The 3152-nt window shown below is 62.7% G+C and carries 6 protein-coding genes; 4 read left to right on the top strand and 2 right to left on the bottom strand.

What is annotated here, in order from left to right; translation table 11 throughout:
- The first annotated feature begins 621 nt into the window (after positions 1–621).
- Positions 622–843 (top strand): helix-turn-helix transcriptional regulator, encoded by a 222-nt coding sequence (locus tag ACY693_RS17270; RefSeq protein WP_462323048.1) that lies wholly within the window; start codon positions 622–624, stop codon positions 841–843.
- A gap of 128 nt (positions 844–971) precedes the next feature.
- Here ACY693_RS17270 and ACY693_RS17265 read toward each other — a convergent pair whose 3' ends face one another.
- Positions 972–1178, bottom strand: a complete 207-nt coding sequence (locus ACY693_RS17265) for a hypothetical protein (protein ID WP_462323047.1) — start codon at positions 1176–1178, stop codon at positions 972–974.
- On the opposite strand from ACY693_RS17265, the gene ACY693_RS17260 reads away from it, so the two are divergent.
- Together ACY693_RS17260 and ACY693_RS17255 are read left to right on the top strand one after the other, a co-directional pair.
- Complete coding sequence (locus ACY693_RS17260) at positions 1168–2043, top strand: DnaB-like helicase N-terminal domain-containing protein (RefSeq protein WP_462323046.1); 876 nt, start codon at positions 1168–1170, stop codon at positions 2041–2043. The two genes, ACY693_RS17265 and ACY693_RS17260, sit on opposite strands and share 11 nt — an antisense overlap.
- A 3-nt stretch (positions 2044–2046) precedes the next feature.
- Positions 2047–2460 carry a hypothetical protein gene (locus ACY693_RS17255; protein ID WP_462323045.1) on the top strand — a complete coding sequence of 138 codons (414 nt, stop codon included), beginning with the start codon at positions 2047–2049 and terminating at the stop codon, positions 2458–2460.
- 258 nt (positions 2461–2718) lie between these two features.
- Here ACY693_RS17255 and ACY693_RS17250 read toward each other — a convergent pair whose 3' ends face one another.
- A complete protein-coding gene (locus tag ACY693_RS17250) occupies positions 2719–2859 on the bottom strand; it encodes a hypothetical protein (RefSeq protein ID WP_462323044.1) in 141 nt (46 codons plus the stop codon).
- Positions 2860–2926: 67 nt separating this feature from the next.
- On the opposite strand from ACY693_RS17250, the gene ACY693_RS17245 reads away from it, so the two are divergent.
- Positions 2927–3152, top strand: a 226-nt coding sequence (locus tag ACY693_RS17245) for a hypothetical protein (RefSeq protein WP_462323043.1), incomplete at its 3' end; no start/stop codon positions are given.

Below are 3152 nucleotides of genomic sequence, written 5' to 3'. Positions count from 1 at the left end.
TGCCGATGCTGGCGAGGATGCTCGATAAACGGATGCAGGGTTATCGCAGTATGGGCTACCAGACGATGGACGATGGCGGCGATGACCACTGAGATCATCGCTCCGTGGCTGAGGAGGCAGACGCGCTCGTGTCTGAAGCGCGTGCCACCGACTGATCCGGAATGGGTCGCTCATCCTGAGCGTGACGCGCAGCTGCGAGCTAGAAACTAGATTGGGTTGATTCTGCGGTTTCTGGCTGTACCCCTTGCGTGTCCGAAGAGGAGGATGCAAAACGGCAACGCAGTTGCTCGATTCAGAGCGTTTCCTGTCTGACAATAGGGGAGACGATTCCTGGCTGCGGAGACCATGACGCACCGCTACATCGCGAAACATGCCGAAATCGATGTTCTTTCACTGTCGCGGGCGAAGTCGGCTTGAGTGGATGCTAGCAAGGTTTTCAGCGCCACGCTGCCCGCCAAAGCGTTTCGGAGCCTGAACAGCCGTTAGGCCAAGCCCGGTATAGAGCACCGGCGGCGCTTCCTGAGTACTGAAGACAGCACGTTGGGCGCGGGATAGATTCCCGCCCAGCACTGATCTCCACACCCAGGATGCCGCAACGATGCCCCACACACACTCTCTCTCCTGCGTCGCCCCGAAGTCGAACGTCGCATTGGCCGCTCCCGCGCCAGTGTCTATGCCGATAGCGCCGCTGGTGTACTGCCACGCCCGGTCAAGACCGGTCAGCGCGCCGTCGCTTGGCCCAGCCATGAGATCGACGCCGTCATCAACGCCCTCACGGCCGGTGCAACACCCGAAGAGATGCATGCCCTCGTCAACCAACTGCACGCCGCGCGCGGACAGTGACGGAGGTGGATGCAATGATGACGCCAGCCAGCAATCCCCAGCCGCCGTTCAGTACCCCCTTGGCTAGGGATCGATCGCAGCTCCGATGTGGACGATGGTCTTGGCTGTGCAGGCATCGAGGCCGAGCCCTAGCCTGGCGCCGTGCGCTCGGACTGCTGGCGCTGCGTGATCTGGCTGACGAGCATCGGCGTCAGCGCGGGTGCCGCCCGGGCTTGCTCGCTGCCCTGCCGACGGATCGGCTGGAGGGCCACATCCGTGCCGGCGACCAGCTCGCATCCCATCATGCTGGCAACGTCGATGGCATCTGCCTCTGAGGGATGGACGTTGAGCCTCACCACGCAAGGCCTCCCCGAGCCGTGGGAGCAACACCAAGACGCGTCTCAGCGCGCGATCACCGCCCGCGCCGAGCGCGCACTGCTCAGTGGCTTGATGATCGAGCCCGACGCCGTCTCGCGCGTTGTGGATCTGGTCTCCCCGGCTGACTTTGGCGATGACGACCACGGCAAGGTGTTCGCCGCGATCCTTTCACTGAGCGATGATGGGATTGCACCCGAGCCGGAAACGCTGCTGAACGCGCTCAACGACCGCCGTCACCACGACCTGATTGTCTCGCTGTTTGCCGATGCCACCACGGCAGCCAATGCCACTCACTACGCCAAGCTCATTCAAGCCGCCGGCACCAGACGGCGCCTGCGCGCCTTGGGGAGCCATCTGGCCGAACAGGAGGACAGCAGCGACCCTGCTGAGCTGATCGAGCGAGCACAGGTCGAATTGGACGCATTGCTCGCCGAGGGGCCAAGGATCGAGACCCGACCACCGTCGCGCCGAGTGTTGGTCCCGTCCGATGTGGAAATCGCTCGCGCAACGCTGGCACCGCGTTGCATCGTGGATCGCTATCTCTATGCCGACGTGGCGCAAGTGGTCGCCCCCGGCGGCACCGGCAAGACCACGATGCTGCTCTACGAGGCGGCGATGATCGCGCTCGGCACGCCGCTCTGGGGTCTGAGGATCGAGCAACCTGGCTGGTCGCTGTTCGTGACCGCTGAGGACCGCCGCGAGCGCCTCCTGGCTCGGCTGCGCGAGATCGTCGCCGCCCTTGAGCTGACCGAGGTTCAGCGCCGCCGCGTGTTCGACAGCGTGATCTTTTGGGACATCTGTGGCTCCAGTCTGAAGCTGGCGCAGTTGATTCAGGGCAATTGAGCTATGCACCGCCCAATCTGCAAGAGCTCTGTGCTCTGGATCAAGCGCAGGGGCTACGCCTTCGAGAGCTTTGTGGAGCTGAAGCGCTCACCGGAGGAGGTCGCACTGGCCAAGGCCGATCAGCTGGAGCGTTATCTCGACTCCCAGTTGTCGGCCGGTCGCTACTGGACCGCCAAGCAGCTCGAGACTGGGGGTGATTTGGGCATGACCCGTGCCGAGCTGCGGAAGGCCATCGCCAGGCTGGAGGTGTCCGGTCGCCTGATCTCGGTACCGCTGCCGAAGGAGCACCGCCACGGTCAGCGCAAGACCTTGCTATGCCCGAGCCAACGCGCTGATTCGCTCGATCAGCCCGGCGCGTTATCCCATGAAGGTCTCGACAATGCCTCCTCCAAGGCGCCAACGAAACTCGCTTCCTAATAACGCGCCGCCCTATAGGGAAAGAAAGGACGGCGCGTTAAGGCGCGTCCGTTTCTTTCCCCTGTTGCCTCAACGCGCTGGCGAGGCTTGGCGCGTTGCGGCGCGTTTGGCGTGTTGAGCCAGGCAAGCAGGGTCAGCAGCACTGCTGGTGGGCTATCTTGGTTCGCGAGGCCGAAGCGCCACAGGTCAAGCATGGAGTCAACAAACGATGGGGGCGCTCGTCGAGGGGAATTCAAAAACCGAGATCATTGCCGAAGGTCAGGCCCGGCTCGCCAAGTCTGCTAAGCTGGCACGATGGGGGGTCAGCGCTGGCTGGTGAGCGTTGAGTGCGACCTTGAATGAGGTGCTCATGAAGCCTTGCTCAGCGTTCTCGGTCGCACCGACTTCGTTACTGCTCAATATGGGGCTCTCGTCCTCATAAAAAACGCGGTCGTTACGCAATGAACTGCCTGGTACGATGAGACCGATGGGGTTAGAAGAACAGGATATGCCACCCTGGTGGAGCTGGGAGCTGGAGCTGACACCGCATGTGCTCAAGCGGATGGAAGATCGGGACTTCAACGAAGCCGACCTGCGAACGATGTTAGAGCATGCTCAGGGCCTTCGTCCCGACGCCGTCGAAGGACGCTGGATCATCGAAGCACGACACCAACGTCGACGCTGGCAGATCATCGTGGAGCCAGACGAGCTTG

It is taken from the genome of Halochromatium sp. (genome assembly GCF_054919635.1).
This window is presented reverse-complemented; position numbering and strand designations above follow the sequence as displayed.